Here is a 14,822-nt window from a genome sequence, read left to right as displayed (position 1 = left end):
CTTGCCAACGCCCCGTGCAGCCATTATCTAAGTGGGCGTCTCACAGGCTGATTCCATGCACCCTTCCGCGTCCCATCTCGCCCCGCGTGCCCGCCATCTACTGCGGACGCTGATCGCGCGCCACATCCAGGATGGCGAGCCGGTCGGCTCGCAGACGCTTGCCCGGCATGCCGGCCTGGATGTCAGCCCGGCCACCATCCGCAACATCCTGGGCGACCTGGAAGACCTCGGCCTGCTCAGCTCGCCGCATACCTCGGCCGGCCGCGTGCCGACCGCGCACGGTTACCGGGTGTTCGTGGACAGCCTGGTCAAGATGCAGCCGCCGGGGGAGGGTGAGCTCAGCCGCCTGCGCACCGAGCTGGCCACCGGCACCGGCACCCAGGCCCTGCTCGGCAGTGCCTCGGAGCTGCTCTCGGCGATGAGCCATTTCGTCGGGGTGGTCAGCGCCCCGCGCCGGGAACAGTTCGCGTTCCGGCACATCGACTTCGTGGCGCTCGACGCGCGTCGGGTGCTGGCGATCCTGGTGTTTGCCGACAACGAAGTGCAGAACCGGGTGATCGAGCCGCGCCGCAGCTTCGATCCGGGCGAGCTGGAGCAGGTCGCCAACTACCTCAACGCCAACTGCGCCGGGCGGCCGCTGGCCGAGATCCGGGCCCGGCTGCTGCTGGAGCTGCGCGATGCGCAGTCGGAGATGGAGCAGCTGCTGGCGCACAGCATCGAGCTGGCCGAGCAGGCCATGGTGCCGCCGGCCGACGACATGGTGCTGGCCGGGCAGACCCGGCTGATGGGCGTGCAGGACCTGTCCGACCTGGAGCGCCTGCGCGAGCTGTTCGACGTGTTCGCCAGCAAGCGCGAGATCCTCCAGCTGCTCGAACGCACCATCCAGGCCCCGGGAGTGCGCATCTTCATTGGCGAGGAGACCGGGGTGATGCCGCTGGAAAGCGTCTCGCTGGTCACCGCCCCGTATTCGGCCGACGGCCAGGTGCTGGGCGTGCTGGGGGTGATCGGCCCCAAGCGGATGGCCTACGACCGGATGATTCCGCTGGTGGAAGCCACCGCCCAGGTGCTGGGCGCTGCGCTGGGCTCGCCCGGTGGCGGCGGATTGTCCCGCGATCGCGCATAAAGCGGCCTTGGACTCTTGAATCCCGTAGCCGCGCCCACATAGGGGTGGGTGGAGGCGGAGAGTCACCGCCAAGGATCCGGAAATGAACCAAGATCAGTCAGATATCGCATCCCAGAATCCCGCCGGCGAGCCGGCCGCGGAGCCGTCCCTGCAGCAGCAGCTGGACAGCCTGCACAACGAGCTGGCGCTGCTGCGCTCGGAGTCGCTGCGCGAGCGCGCCGACCTGGACAACCAGCGCAAGCGCGTGGCCCGCGACGTCGAACAGGCGCGCCGCTTCGCCAACGAAAAGCTGCTCGGCGAGCTGCTGCCGGTCTTCGACAGCCTCGATGCCGGCCTCAATGCCGCCGGCAGTGACCCGAGCCCGCTGCGCGAAGGTCTCGAACTGACCTACAAGCAGCTGCTCAAGGTCGCCGCCGACAACGGCCTGACCCTGCTCGACCCGACCGGTCAGACCTTCAACCCGGACCACCACCAGGCCATCAGCCAGGTCGACGCGCCCGGCGCGGCGCCGGGCAGCGTGGTCCAGGTGTTCCAGAAGGGCTACCTGCTCAACGACCGCCTGCTGCGTCCGGCGCTGGTCGTGGTGGCCCGCGACTGAGCCGCAGGCCGGTGAGCCGGGCGTTGCCCGGCTGCTCGACCGGACGCTGAACGCGTTGGGTCGCCATCGAACACTGTGTTTGATGGACGGCTTGAAAGTGTCCCCAGCGTCCCACACATCCCATTCATAACCCGGCAACTGCCGGATGTACCCAGAACTTTCAGGAGTCTCCCTCATGGGCAAGATCATTGGTATCGACCTCGGCACCACCAACTCGTGTGTGGCGATCATGGACGGCGGCAAGGCCCGCGTCATCGAAAACGCGGAAGGCGATCGCACCACGCCGTCCATCGTCGCCTACACCAAGGACGGCGAAGTCCTGGTCGGCGCCTCGGCCAAGCGCCAGGCCGTGACCAACCCCAAGAACACCTTCTACGCTGTCAAGCGCCTGATCGGCCGCAAGTTCACCGACGCTGAAGTCCAGAAGGACATCGCGCACGTGCCCTACGGCATCCTGGCCCATGACAACGGCGACGCCTGGGTGCAGACCAGCGACGGCAAGAAGATGGCCCCGCAGGAAATCTCCGCCCGCGTGCTGGAGAAGATGAAGAAGACCGCCGAAGCGTTCCTGGGTGAGACCGTCACCGAGGCCGTGATCACCGTGCCGGCCTACTTCAACGACAGCCAGCGCCAGGCCACCAAGGACGCAGGCCGCATCGCCGGTCTGGAAGTCAAGCGCATCATCAACGAGCCAACCGCTGCTGCCCTGGCCTATGGCCTGGACAAGGGTGACGGCCGTGACCGCAAGATCGTTGTGTACGATCTGGGCGGCGGCACCTTCGACGTGTCGATCATCGAGATCGCCAACGTCGACGGTGAGAAGCAGTTCGAAGTGCTGGCCACCAACGGTGACACTTTCCTGGGCGGCGAAGATTTCGACAACCGCGTCATCGAGTACCTCGTCGACGAGTTCAACAAGGACCAGGGCATCGACCTGCGCAAGGATCCGCTTGCCCTGCAGCGCCTGAAGGACGCCGCCGAGCGCGCCAAGATCGAGCTGTCCACCAGCCAGCAGACCGAAGTGAACCTGCCGTACGTCACCGCTGACGCGTCGGGCCCGAAGCACCTGAACATCAAGCTGACCCGCGCCAAGCTGGAAGCGCTGGTGGAAGACCTGATCAAGAAGTCGATCGAGCCGTGCCGCATCGCGCTGAACGATGCCGGCCTGCGTTCGAGCGACATCGGTGAAGTCATCCTGGTCGGCGGTCAGACCCGCATGCCGAAGGTGCAGCAGGCCGTGACCGAGTTCTTCGGCAAGGAACCGCGCAAGGACGTCAACCCGGATGAGGCGGTGGCACTGGGTGCTGCGATCCAGGGCGGCGTGCTGGGCGGCGACGTCAAGGACGTGCTGCTGCTGGACGTGACCCCGCTGTCGCTGGGCATCGAAACCCTGGGTGGCGTGTTCACCAAGATCATCGAGAAGAACACCACCATCCCGACCAAGGCCTCGCAGGTGTTCTCCACCGCCGAGGACAACCAGTCGGCCGTGACCGTGCACGTGCTGCAGGGTGAGCGCGAGCAGGCCCGCTTCAACAAGTCGCTGGCCAAGTTCGACCTCTCCGGCATCGAGCCGTCGCCGCGCGGCCTGCCGCAGGTGGAAGTGTCCTTCGACATCGACGCCAACGGCATCCTGCACGTGTCGGCCAAGGACAAGAAGACCAACAAGGAACAGAAGGTCGAGATCAAGGCCGGTTCGGGTCTGTCCGAGGACGAGATCGCACGCATGGTCGCCGACGCGGAAGCCAACCGCGAAGAAGACAAGAAGTTCCACGAGCTGGTCCAGGCTCGCAATCAGGCTGACGCGCTGATCCACGGTACCCGTACCGCGATCACCGAGCACGGCAGCAAGGTCGGCGGCGATGTGATCGGCAAGGTGGAGTCGGCCCTGGCCGATCTGGAAACCGCGATGAAGAGCGACGACAAGGCCCAGATCGAAGCCAAGTCGAAGGTGCTGGAAGAAGCCGGCCAGGCGCTGTTTGCTGCCTCCGCAGCGGCAGAGCAGGGCGGCGCGGCGCCGGGCCCGGATGCCGGTGCCAACAACGGCGCGCACGACGATGTGGTCGACGCCGAGTTCACCGAAGTCAAGGACGACAAGAAGTCCTGATCCGGACTCGACACGGGACGTTGCGCAGGCAGCGTCCCGTTGTCATATCCCCCTTCTGGTCCTGACAGCCGTTTCCCGGCCTGTCGGGGCGCCCGGCGGAAGAGCGGACCTGGTGCCGCTCTTCCGCTTTGACGAATCCCGACTTCCGGAACCCGATTCAAGTTATGAGCAAGCGCGATTACTACGAAGTGCTGAGCGTGTCCCGCACCGCCAGCGACGAAGAACTGAAGAAGGCCTATCGCCGTTGCGCGATGAAGTACCATCCGGACCGCAATCCGGGTGACAGCGAGGCCGAAGCATCCTTCAAGGAATGCAAGGAAGCCTACGAAACCCTGTCCGACAGCAACAAGCGCCGCATGTACGACGCCCACGGCCACGCCGCGTTCGAGCACGGCATGGGCGGCGGCGGTGGTCCGGGTGGCCCGGACATGGGCGATATCTTCGGGGACATCTTCGGCAACATCTTCGGCGGTGGCGCCGGCGGTGGCGGTCCGCGCCAGGCCCGTCGCGGTGCCGACATCGGTTACGTGATGGAGCTGGACCTGGAAGAAGCGGTGATGGGCGTGGAACGCCGCATCGAGATTCCGAGTCTTGTCGAATGCGATGACTGCAATGCCAGCGGTTCGGAAGATGGCAAGGTCGAGACCTGTTCGGTCTGCCGTGGCCAGGGCCAGGTGCGCATCCAGCGGGGCATCTTCGCGATGCAGCAGGCCTGCCACCACTGCAACGGCCGTGGCCAGATCATCCAGAACCCCTGCAAGACCTGTCACGGCAATGGCCGTGTCGAGGAAGACAAGGTGTTGTCGGTCAAGGTGCCTGCGGGCGTCGATACCGGCGACCGCATCCGTCTGTCCGGTGAAGGCGAGGCCGGTCCGGCTGGCACCCCGGCGGGCGATCTGTACGTGGAAGTGCGGGTGCGCGAGCACGCGATCTTCCAGCGCGACGGCGACGACCTGCACTGCGAAGTGCCGATCCGCATCTCGCAGGCCGCGCTGGGCGATACCGTGCGCGTGGCCACGCTCGGTGGTTATGCGGAGATCCGCATTCCGGCCGAAACCCAGACCGGCAAGCTGTTCCGCATGCGTGGCAAGGGCGTGCGTTCGGTGCGCAGCCGCAGCGAAGGCGACCTGTACTGCCGCGTGGTGGTGGAGACCCCGGTCAACCTCACCCCGGAGCAGCGCAAGCTGCTGGAGCAGTTCGAGACCACCTTCACCGGTGAGGAAGCGCGCAAGCATTCGCCCAAGTCGGCGACGTTCATCGATGGCGTGAAGGGCTTCTGGGATCGCATGACGTCGTAAGCGTCACAGGTTCCTGTGAACTACCGAAGGCCCCCTGGCGACAGGGGGCTTTTTGTGCGCCCAGACCGGGGGTAGAGCCACCCCATGGGTGGCTGCACCGCCCGGCCAAGGTAGAGCCACCCCATGGGTGGCTGCACGCGGTGCCCGGTGGATCGACAGCTACCCATGGGGTGGCTCTACCGTGGATTGACAGCCACCCGTGGGGTGGCTCTACCGGGCGGCGCCGGGCGTAAAATGTCGGCATGAACGAATCCCTCGAAAGCCACCTGGTCCACGGCCGCCGCCAGCGCCCGGACGGTCCGTCGCCGGTCGACGTTATCTCGGTCCAGTCGCAGCTGGTCTACGGCTATGCCGGCAACAGCGCTGCCGTGCCGCCGCTGCGCGCGCTGGGCGTGCGCGTGGCCGAAATCCCCACCACGCTGCTCAGCAACGCGCCGTTCTACGAGACCACGCGTGGCCGCGTGCTGCCCTCGGACTGGTTCGCCGACCTGCTCCTGGGTGCGGGCGAGCGCGGCCTGCCGCAACGCGCGCGGATGCTGGTTTCCGGTTACTTCGGCAGCGTCGGCAACGGTGCGGCCTTCGCCGATTGGCTCGATGCGGTGCTGCCGTCCTCGCCACAGCTGCGCTACTGCCTGGACCCGGTCATCGGCGACACCCATACCGGCCCCTATGTCGAGCCGGGCCTGGAGAAGGTCTTCGCCGAACGCCTGCTTCCGCACGCCTGGCTGGTCACGCCCAATGCCTTCGAACTCGGCCGCCTCACGGGGATGCCGAGCCTGGCCCAGGACGATGCGATCGCCGCCTCGCAGGCCCTGCTCGCACGCGGTCCGGAATGGGTGCTGGCGCACAGCGTCGGCGGTGATCCGGGCCAGCTGGTCACGCTGGCGGTCAGCCGTGATGCCATCTGGCGCTGGTCCTCGCCGCATCTGCCGGTGGACGTGGCCGGGACGGGCGACGTGCTGATGTCGCTGCTGGTCGCCTTCCTGCTGCGTGGCGAAACCTTCGAACAGGCGATCTCGCGCGCCATCGCCGGCGTGCATGTCGCGCTGGAAACCACGCTGGCCAACGGCCACGAAGAGTTCGATGTGCTGGCCGCGGCGCCGGCGGCGCTGGCGCTGCCCGATCGTTTCGTTCCCGAGCGTCTGGCGTGAGTCTGACACCGGTGGTGGGCATCGTCGGCAGCGACGGTGCCTACGGGCGCTGGCTGCGCCGCTTCCTGGAACAACGTCTTGGGCTGGAGGTCATCGGGCATGACCCGGCCGATGCCGCATCGGACAGCCCGGAGACGCTGCTGGACCGCGCGGAGGTGTTGATCTTCTCCGCACCGATCCGGCACACGCCGGCGCTGATCGCCGACTATGCGGCGCGCTCTGCCGGTCGCGAAGCCGGTCGGTTGTGGCTGGATGTCACCTCGGTCAAATCCGCACCGGTGGAGGCGATGCTCGCCTCGCAGGCGGAGGTGGTGGGCCTGCACCCGATGACCGCACCGCCCAAGGCACCCACGCTCAAGGGTCGGGTGATGGTGGTCTGCGAGGCGCGCCTGTCGCAGTGGCAGCCGTTCGTGCAGCAGCTGTGCGACGCGCTGGAAGCCGAGTGCGTGCGCGCCACGCCGGAGCACCACGACCAGGTCATGGCGCTGGTGCAGGCAATGGTGCATGCCACCCATCTGGCGCAGGCCGGCGTGCTGCGCGAGTACGCGCCGATCCTGGGCGCCTTGCCGGCGTTGATGCCGTACCGCTCGGCCTCGTTCGAACTGGATACCGCGATCATCGCGCGCATCCTCTCGCTCAATCCGGCGATCTACGAAGACATCCAGTTCGGCAATCCGCACGTCGCACCGATGCTGGACCGCTTGCTGGCCCAGTTGCATCAGCTTCGGGCGCAGCTGGAGCAGGGCGATGACGCGGCACGGGCGGCGTTCCGACAGCAGCTGTTGCTGGATAATCGTGACAGCCTGGGAACCGGGGTGCTGGCCGATGGCAACTACACCTTCGAGCGGGTCGGGTACCTGCTCGCGGATCTGACCGAGCGCAATGCGATCAGCGTGCATCTCCCGGAAGACCGGCCGGGTTCCCTGCGCGAGCTGCTCCACGTGTTCGAGCGGCACCGGGTCAGCCTGGCGTCGATCCATTCCTCGCGCACGCCCGCCGGTGAGGTGCACTTCCGGGTGGGGTTCGTGGCGGGCAGCGACGCGTTGGCACTGCAGGCGGCCGCCATCGAGATCGATGCCTCCGGCATCGGCCGCGTGCTGGTGCGCTGACACGGTGCAGTGCAACATTCATCCACAGGGGGTGTGGATGATCTGCGCACAAACGTGTGGATAAGTGTGTTCGCGCCTTGCGCCAAAAGGCTGTCAAGATACTTGGTCAAAAAATGACCAACATCCGTGCAACTTTTTTGCCGGGCCTCAGGTGGTGAGGGTGAGCTCACCACCGGCGGTCCGGAACTGGCGGCCGTCGCGGATCAGATGGCGGCCGTCGGCCAACTCATAGCGCGCCCCCTGGCTGTTGCCGGCGGCCGCATCGGCCTGCTCATCCTTGAACTCGATGATGACGTAGTCGTCGCCGTTGGCATCGGTGGCGGGAAACTGTCGGAACGACATGAAACACCTCCTGCAGCGCATCCAGTGAGGGCTGCAGGATGCGACGCCCGGTGTTACCGGCCCGTCATCAATCGATGAACTGCAGGCGCGCCAGTTCGGCGTAGAGACCGCCTTCGGCCAGCAGTTCGGCATGCGTGCCCTGGGCCACGATGCGACCGTGGTCCATCACCACGATGCGGTCGGCCTTGAGCACGGTGGCCAGGCGGTGCGCGATCACCAGCGTGGTGCGCCCGGCCATCAGGCGCTCCAGCGCCTGCTGCACGGCGCGCTCGCTCTGTGCATCCAGCGCGCTGGTGGCTTCGTCGAGCAACAGGATCGGCGCGTTCTTGAGCAGGGCGCGCGCGATCGCGATGCGCTGCTGCTGGCCGCCGGACAGGCGCGCACCGCGCTCGCCAAGCTCGCTGGCATACCCCTCGGGCAGGGCGCGCAGGAACTCATCGGCCTCGGCCGCTTCGGCCGCGCGCTGCACCTCTTCATCGGTCGCGTCCAGGCGCCCGTAGCGGATGTTCTCGAACGCGCTGCTGGCGAACAGGGTCGGCTGCTGCGGCACCAGTGCCAGCTGCTCGCGCAGCTGCGCGGGGTCGACCTGGCGCAGGTCCACGCCGTCCACGAGGATGCGGCCGGCAGCCGGATCGTGGAAGCGCAGCAGCATCGACAGGATGGTGCTCTTGCCGGCACCGGACGGACCGACCAGTGCGACGGTCTCGCCCGGGCGCACGTGCAGGTCCACATGGTCCAGCGCGGCGGTATCCGGGCGCTGCGGGTAGTGGAACACCACCTCCTCGAACCGGATCTCGCCGCGCAGTGGCTGCGGCAACGCGGTGGGATTGGCGGGGGCGGTGATCTCGACCTCTTCCTGCAGCAGCTCGGCAATGCGGCCCATGCCACCGGAGGCACGCTGCAGTTCGTTCCAGACTTCGGCCAGTGCGCCGACCGAGCCGCCGCCGATCAGCGCGTACAGCACGAACTGGCCCAGGGTGCCGGCACTCATGTTGCCGTCGATCACCTCGTGCGCGCCCAACCACAGCACGCCGACGATCGCGCCGAACACCAGCACGATGGCGCTGGCGGTGACGATCGATTGTGCGCGGATGCGCCGGCGTGCGGCACCGATGGCATCGCTGAGGGCGGCGTTGAAGCGGCCACGTTCATAGGGCTCGCGCGCGTGCGCCTGCACGGTGCGTACCGCGCCCAGGGTTTCCGAAGCCAGGCTGTTGGCATCGGCGATGCGGTCCTGGCTGGCGCGCGCGATGCTGCGCAGGCGGCGGGCGCCGATGATGATCGGCAGCACCGCCAGCGGAATGCCGACCAGCGACCAGGCCGCCAGGTGCGGGCTGGTCACGAACAGCATCACCAGGCTGCCGATCACGGTGACGCTGCTGCGCAGGGCCACCGACATGGTCGAGCCGATCACGCTGCGCAGCAGTTCGCTGTCGGCGGTCAGGCGCGAGACCAGCTCGCCGCTGCGGCTGCGGTCATGGAAGCCGGCGCCCAGGGTGATCAGGTGCGCGTACAGGCGGCTGCGCAGATCGGCGACCACCTTTTCCCCCAGCAGGGAGACGAAGAAAAAGCGAGCGGCCGTGGCCAGCGCCAGCACCACCGCGACCAGGAACAGCAGGGCAAAGGCCTTGTTGATCTGGCCGCCACTGTTGAAGCCGTGGTCGATCATCTGGCGGACCGCGACCGGCAGGCTCAGCGTAGCCACCGACGACACGGCCAGGGCCACCAGCCAGGCGCTGAACAGCCCGACATGCCGGCGCACGAATGGCCACAGCGTGTTCAAGCTGCCCAATCGGCGCATCGGCGTGTCTTGCGGAGCGGGTGCGTCAGTCATTCGATGGGCCTGGTTCGATGCGGGATTCAATACGGACACGATCACGAGTGGCGTCGCGGAGGCGGTTTTTCAACAGCTCGACCTGATCGGCCGGCAAGCGCAGGTGCAGGTTCACGCCGTCGGCGGTGAAGGCTTCGCCCACTTTTTCGGCCAGATGCGCGCCCAGCGCGGCATGCAGCGGGCCCAGATCTTCGAAGCCGGCGTGCACATCCAGTTCGGCCATGGCGATCAGAGGCAGCCGTGGCGCGACCCGCAGGCACTCGGCGGCGGTACCGCCGTAGGCGCGCACCAGGCCGCCCGCGCCGAGCTTGATGCCGCCGTACCAGCGGGTGACCACGACCATCACCCGGTCGAAGCCCTGGCCATCGATCGCCGCCAGGATCGGGCGGCCGGCGGTGCCAGCGGGCTCGCCGTCGTCGCTGGAACGGTAGTCGTTGCCGTAGCGATAGGCCCAGCAGTTGTGGGTGGCATCCACGACGGCAACCTGCTGCAGGAATTCCAGCGCGGCGGCCACATGTGGGATCGGCGCGGCGTGGGCGATGAAGCGGCTGTGCTTGATGTCCAGGCTGTGGCTGACGGTGGTGGCGAGCGTATCGGGCATTCCCGCCATTCTAGTGGGGATGCCCGTTCACCGTACGCGCAGCGTCAGTTCTCGAGCAGCTGGCGCAGATCGCGCGGGATGCGCACTTCCGGGTATTGCTGGAGGTAGCGTTCCAGGCTGGCACGCGCGGTATCCACGTCACCGGCATCGCGACGCTCGCGGATGCGCTTGAGCCACTGTTTGCGCGGCAGGCCGGCGTCGGCCGCGACGGCCTGATGCAGGGCGCGCACGGCGTCGTCTGCCGAGGCGGGTGCCGCCATCGGCGCGGCCGCACGACGCATCACGCCAGGCGCGCTGGGCGCGGGCTTGGCCGGTGCGGCGCTCGTGGAGGCGGCGCGCGGCGCTTGGCGCTCGAGGGTGGAGCCGGTCACCACGACACGGTCCAGCGCCGGTTCTGCCGCCTCCATCGCATAGGAGGTGGCCGCTTCGGGCGCCGGGGCCGACATCATCGGTGCCGGCGCCTGCACCGGGGCCGGGGCGGGCGGTACAGGCGCGGCGATGGCTTCCGGGCGCGGCGCTGCGACGCGCCGTGCGCGTTCGGGTGCCGGCGGCGCGGCGGCTGGAGCAGGTGGGGGGTGTGCCGGGGCCTGTGCCTGGGGCTTGGCCGCGCGCTGCTGTTGCACCACCGGTGGTGCCGCGTCAGGCGGTGGCGGAGACGGCGCGGCATCCATCGCCGGTGCAGCGTCGGTGACTGCGGCGCTCGAGGCCGGGGCAGCGACCGGCTCGGCCAGAGGGGGCGCGGGCGGGTCGTCGGGCTTGAGCTGCCACGCAATGCCCACCGCGAAGATCACCGAGGCGGCCAGCCCGAACGCCGCCGGAAGCCGCGAGCGCGGGCGCCGCGAACGGAGGGGCGCATCGGGCGGGAGCTTCCAGGTGGCCGCATCGGCCGCCGGTGCTTCCACGGCGGTGCGCGCGGCCGCCAGCACGGCCTCGTCGATCGCCGGCGCCGGGCCGGTGGCACTGGGCCGGCCCAGCAGCCGGGCCAGTTCGCGTTCTTCAGGGGTCAGCGGATCCGGGCGGTTCATACGGTCAACCCCGCACGGAGTTTGTCCATGGCATAGCGCAACCGCGATTTGACGGTCTCGCGGCCGACCCCGGTGATCTCGGCAATCTCTTCCAGGCTCAGTTCCTGTTCCAGGCGCAACTGCAGGACCTCGCGCTGCTCGGGCGGCAACTGCTCCATCGCCAGCTGCAGTTGGCGGCGCTGTTCGAATTCGGACAGCTGGGATTCGGGGGTGCGCGCATCGGTGATCGCTGCGACCCGCTCATCGGCGTCGATCGGGGCCGACGGCCGGTGCCTGGCCGCACGCCAGTGGTCATTGAGGCGGTTGTGGGCGATCCGGAACAGCCAGGTGGTGAAGGCGGCCTCGGGCTGCCAGCCGGCCCGCGCGGCGATCACCCGCTGCCAGACATCCTGGAACATCTCATCGGCCAACGCGCCATCGCGCAGCTGGCGCAGCAGGAAGCTGTACAGACGGCTGCGATGACGGCCATACAGCGCCTCGAACGCACGCAGGTCGCCGCCGGCCCAGGCCAGCATCAGCGCTTCATCAGTCGGCAGGGCAAGGGCGTCCACGGCCGACAGAGTAAGCGCTGCGGGGGTGTTCGCATAGTCGATGGGGCGCCGGGCGGCGGAACGGGTTGGCATGGCGATGACCTGGGGCACAGGATCAAGAACGTCCAGCAGCGCCGGACGGGGTTGAGACGCTTCCATTGCCCCCCGGTCCGCGCGTTATGCTCGCAGGACAGGGGAGGCGCCGGGCAGCCGGCGCCCGAGAGATGAGCGACGTGTCCAGCCAGATGGTGACCTCTTCAGTGCAACGCGACGGTGATGCGGTGATTCCTGCCGCGGTCGCCACGGCGTTGTGCGCCCAGTTGCCGGCGGGCGCAGCGGTCGCCCTGGCCTGGTCGGACCCGGTGCTGGGCGAGGGCCGCCACGGCCACCCGGAAGGCGGCGCGGCAGGGCCCGGTCCCACCGCTCCGCGGCAGCAGGCGGCATCGGCGCGGCTGGCCCTGCAGCAATGCTGGCACCATGGCGGCTCGGAACTGACCCTGGACGTGTCACTGGCCGGCGATACGCCGCCACCGGACAGCTGGTGGACGGCCGCGCGCTGCCTGTTCCAGAGCACCGTGCTGCTGGCCCGGCAGCGGCGCGAGATCGCCTCGCTGGAAGACTCCAAGCGCCTGCAGCAGGCACTGTATGAAATCGCCGATCTGGCCGGTGCCGATCTGGAAATGGCCGAGATGCTGCGCCACTTCCACCGCGTGCTCAATTCCCTGATGTATGCGCAGAACTGCTTCATCGTTGAGTACGACGACGTTCGCCACCGGGTCCGCTTCCTGTACTTCGCCGATCAGAAAGATGATTTCGTCGCCGACCCGGACCGCAGCTACGAAGAACACGAAATGCCGCGCAGCCTCACCTTCGCGCTGTTGCGGCATGGCGAGCCATTGAGCGGACCCTCGCGCGAGCTGCTGGCCATCCTCGATGACGAACACGACCCCGAGCGTGGGCCCGAGAGCCTGGACTGGCTGGGCGTGCCGATGCTGCGCGACGGGCGCGTATGCGGTGCGATCGTGGTGCAGAGCTACGAGCATCGCGCGCGCTATGGCGAGGCCGACCGCACGCTGCTGGGCTATGTCGCCCAGCACATCCTGACCGCGATGGACCGGCGCCAGGCGCAGGTACAGCTGGAGCGGCAGGTGGAGCGCCGCACGGTCGAGCTGCAGCGCGCCAACCGCAACCTGCAGGAGGAGGTGGTCGAACGCCGCCGCGCTGAGAAACTGCAGATGGCGCTGTTCAACATCGCCGAGCTGGCGATGAGCGCCGAGTCGCTGTCGCAGTACTACGGCCAGGTGCATGGCGTCGTCGGCACGCTGCTGGATGCGCGCAATTTCTATATCGCACTGGTCAACGAAAAAGGTGACGGGCTGGAGTTCGTCTACTCGGTGGACGAGTACAACCCGTCGCGCGCACCGCGGCCCTTCAGTGAAGGCTTGACCGAGTTCATCGTGCGCAACCGCCAGCCGCTGCTGGCCACCCGCGAGCGCATCGATGCGCTGCGCGAGAGCGGGGTGGTGCGCGAGTTCGGCGCGCGCTCGAACTGCTGGCTGGGCGTGCCGTTGCTGAGCGATGACGATGTGGTCGGCGTGATCGTGGTGCAGAGTTATTCGCCTGAGGTGGTGTTCACCGTGCACGACCAGCGGCTGCTGACCTTCGTGGCGCAGAACATCGGCAACGGGCTGGCGCGCCAGCGCGACCAGGAGCGGTTGCGCAATGCGCATGCCGATCTGGAAAGACGCGTGGACGAGCGCACGCGCGAGCTGGCCGACGTCAACGACAAGCTGCTGGGCCAGATCGGCGAGCGCCTGCGCGCTGAGCAGCGCCTCACCCATCAGGCCATGCATGATGCGCTGACCGGACTGCCCAATCGCCTGCATCTGCTGGACCGGCTGGAAGATGCGATCGCACGTGCGCGTGCCAGCGAGGGACAGGGCTTTGCGGTGCTGTTCCTGGATCTGGACCGGTTCAAGCTGGTCAATGACAGCATCGGCCATGCCGCCGGTGATCAGATGCTGGTCGAGGTGGCCAAGCGCATCGTCTCGATGATCTCCGCACAGGATGTGGTCGCCCGGCTGGGCGGGGATGAGTTCGCGATCCTGCTCCAGTGCGGCGACGGCCTGGCTTCGGCGCTGGAGTTTTCACAGCGCATGCTGGTGGCACTGGAAGAATCGATGTGGGTGAAGGGGCGCGAACTGTTCCCCTCCGGCAGCCTCGGCATCGCCATGTGGAACCCCCGCTACCGCAACGGCGAAGAGCTGGTGCGCGATGCGGATGCGGCGATGTACCGCGCCAAGGCACAGGGCAACGATCGCTGTGCGGTGTTCGATGAGGCGATGCGCGAGCAGGCCCTGCGCAGCCTGGACCTGGAGGCGGACCTGCGCCGGGCCATCATCAACCGCGATTTCATGCCGTTCTATCAGCCGATCGTGCGGCTCAGCGATGGTGAGCTGGTCGGCCACGAAGCGCTGTTGCGCTGGCAGCACGAGCGCCGCGGGTTGCTGCTGCCCAGCGCCTTCCTGGACCTGGGGGAAGAAAGTGGCCTGATCGAACAGGTGGACTGGCTGCTGTACGAGCAGGTGATCACCCAGCTTGCGCGTGGCGGCCGAGGGTATCTGTCCGTCAATGTGTCGCCGCGGCACTTCCGCTCGGCCGATTTCAGCACGCGCCTGTTTGGCCTGATCGAAGCGGCCGGCGCCGATCCGCACCGGCTGCGGCTGGAGATCACCGAGGTGGCGCTGCTGGATGACGGCCCGCGCACGCTGCGCATCCTGCAGACCCTGCGCGAGCGCGGCGTGCTGGTGCAGCTGGATGATTTCGGCACCGGCTTCTCGGCGCTGTCTTACCTGCATCGCTTCCCGATCTCGACGCTGAAGATCGATCAATCGTTCATCGCCGGCCTGCACGGGCAGGACATGCAGAGCACGCACGCGCTGGTGCAGGGCGTGCTGTCGCTGGCACGCACGCTTGGCATCGAGACGGTGGGCGAGGGGATCGAGACCCAGGCCCAGCACGACACGTTGCTGCAGCTGGGCTGCGATTACGGCCAGGGCTATCTGCTGGGCCGGCCGGCCCCGATGGCGACCACCGCGACGGCCTGA

12 protein-coding genes are annotated in these 14,822 nt (G+C 67.9%); 7 read left to right on the top strand and 5 right to left on the bottom strand.

The annotated features are described in order from the left end of the window. The first annotated feature begins 55 nt into the window (after positions 1 to 55). The 6 genes from hrcA to PV764_RS02860 all read left to right on the top strand — a co-directional run bounded on the left by hrcA (position 56) and on the right by PV764_RS02860 (position 7,383). Positions 56 to 1,123 carry a heat-inducible transcriptional repressor HrcA gene (gene hrcA / locus PV764_RS02885; protein WP_019183158.1) on the top strand — a complete coding sequence of 356 codons (1,068 nt, stop codon included), beginning with the start codon at positions 56 to 58 and terminating at the stop codon, positions 1,121 to 1,123. An 82-nt stretch (positions 1,124 to 1,205) separates the two neighbouring features. Continuing rightward, the gene (grpE, locus tag PV764_RS02880) at positions 1,206 to 1,721 is read left to right on the top strand and encodes a nucleotide exchange factor GrpE (protein WP_019183157.1); all 516 of its coding nucleotides are present in this window, start codon (positions 1,206 to 1,208) and stop codon (positions 1,719 to 1,721) included. A gap of 175 nt (positions 1,722 to 1,896) precedes the next feature. Continuing rightward, positions 1,897 to 3,825: a molecular chaperone DnaK gene (gene dnaK / locus PV764_RS02875; protein WP_019183156.1), complete on the top strand. Its 1,929-nt coding sequence runs from the start codon at positions 1,897 to 1,899 to the stop codon at positions 3,823 to 3,825. Between the two features lie 164 nt (positions 3,826 to 3,989). Further along, positions 3,990 to 5,123 (top strand): molecular chaperone DnaJ, encoded by a 1,134-nt coding sequence (gene dnaJ, locus PV764_RS02870; protein ID WP_019183155.1) that lies wholly within the window; start codon positions 3,990 to 3,992, stop codon positions 5,121 to 5,123. Positions 5,124 to 5,365: 242 nt separating this feature from the next. Continuing rightward, on the top strand, positions 5,366 to 6,274 hold the full coding sequence (gene pdxY / locus PV764_RS02865) for a pyridoxal kinase (RefSeq protein WP_019183153.1): 909 nt from the start codon (positions 5,366 to 5,368) through the stop codon (positions 6,272 to 6,274). Beyond that, on the top strand, positions 6,271 to 7,383 hold the full coding sequence (locus PV764_RS02860; protein WP_284129547.1) for a prephenate dehydrogenase: 1,113 nt from the start codon (positions 6,271 to 6,273) through the stop codon (positions 7,381 to 7,383). Before pdxY ends, PV764_RS02860 begins: the two co-directional genes overlap by 4 nt. Before the next feature lie 147 nt (positions 7,384 to 7,530). Here the strand turns inward: PV764_RS02860 and PV764_RS02855 are convergent, their stop codons facing one another. The 5 genes from PV764_RS02855 to PV764_RS02835 all read right to left on the bottom strand — a co-directional run bounded on the left by PV764_RS02855 (position 7,531) and on the right by PV764_RS02835 (position 11,736). Continuing rightward, complete coding sequence (locus PV764_RS02855) at positions 7,531 to 7,725, bottom strand: hypothetical protein (RefSeq protein ID WP_019183151.1); 195 nt, start codon at positions 7,723 to 7,725, stop codon at positions 7,531 to 7,533. 67 nt (positions 7,726 to 7,792) lie between these two features. Then, on the bottom strand, positions 7,793 to 9,559 hold the full coding sequence (locus PV764_RS02850) for an ABC transporter transmembrane domain-containing protein (protein WP_046272951.1): 1,767 nt from the start codon (positions 9,557 to 9,559) through the stop codon (positions 7,793 to 7,795). Then, positions 9,552 to 10,160: an IMPACT family protein gene (locus PV764_RS02845; protein ID WP_019183149.1), complete on the bottom strand. Its 609-nt coding sequence runs from the start codon at positions 10,158 to 10,160 to the stop codon at positions 9,552 to 9,554. Before PV764_RS02845 ends, PV764_RS02850 begins: the two co-directional genes overlap by 8 nt. 44 nt (positions 10,161 to 10,204) lie before the next feature. Next, positions 10,205 to 11,185: a hypothetical protein gene (locus PV764_RS02840; RefSeq protein ID WP_421116155.1), complete on the bottom strand. Its 981-nt coding sequence runs from the start codon at positions 11,183 to 11,185 to the stop codon at positions 10,205 to 10,207. After that, a complete protein-coding gene (locus tag PV764_RS02835; protein WP_026069777.1) occupies positions 11,182 to 11,736 on the bottom strand; it encodes an RNA polymerase sigma factor in 555 nt (184 codons plus the stop codon). Before PV764_RS02835 ends, PV764_RS02840 begins: the two co-directional genes overlap by 4 nt. A 203-nt stretch (positions 11,737 to 11,939) precedes the next feature. Between PV764_RS02835 and PV764_RS02830 the strand changes: the two genes are divergently transcribed. Beyond that, the gene (locus PV764_RS02830; protein ID WP_343312069.1) at positions 11,940 to 14,822 is read left to right on the top strand and encodes an EAL domain-containing protein; all 2,883 of its coding nucleotides are present in this window, start codon (positions 11,940 to 11,942) and stop codon (positions 14,820 to 14,822) included.

This window comes from Stenotrophomonas sp. AS1 (assembly GCF_048957655.1).
Lineage (GTDB): Bacteria > Pseudomonadota > Gammaproteobacteria > Xanthomonadales > Xanthomonadaceae > Stenotrophomonas > Stenotrophomonas bentonitica_A.
The sequence above is the reverse complement of the archived record's forward strand: the minus strand, read 5'-3'. Positions and strand labels throughout refer to the sequence as shown.